The following is a 336-nucleotide window of genomic DNA, read 5'->3' on the forward strand; positions in this document are numbered from 1 at the left end:
CGAAGCGTTGGACTGCGAAGTTTACGCGCTCCACGCGGCAAGAGTGCTGCGAATACAGCTCAAAAAGCCAGCTGACTGGGACAATATTGAGGCGAATTTGAAGCAGGTAGACCTGCTATCACCAATAACCATACCGACCCAACCGGATGAAAAGCCGTCTGCTGGCGTATCAGTCAAGCATGCAGGCGAAAGTAAGTCTGGAGGATGGGGATCATTAGGACAGAGGGCTACCTGATGGCTACGCAAGCAGATTTAGACGCCGCACGCGCAGCGTTAAACAAGCTCCTGACCGGGCAATCAGTCGTGCAGGTCCAACACGACAACTACAGTGCTACT

General features: G+C 53.3%; 2 protein-coding genes. Both read left to right on the forward strand.

Going from position 1 to position 336, the window contains the following annotated elements; translation table 11 throughout:
* A partial coding sequence (locus H2O73_RS21875) for a hypothetical protein (RefSeq protein ID WP_220457695.1) occupies nucleotides 1–235 on the forward strand: 235 nt, incomplete at its 5' end.
* Nucleotides 235–336, forward strand: a 102-nt coding sequence (gene gpW, locus H2O73_RS22340; protein ID WP_368737174.1) for a gpW family head-tail joining protein, incomplete at its 3' end; no start/stop codon positions are given. The genes H2O73_RS21875 and gpW, both read left to right, overlap by 1 nt.

It is taken from the genome of Vibrio marinisediminis, from assembly GCF_014050145.1.
Lineage (GTDB): Bacteria > Pseudomonadota > Gammaproteobacteria > Enterobacterales > Vibrionaceae > Vibrio > Vibrio marinisediminis.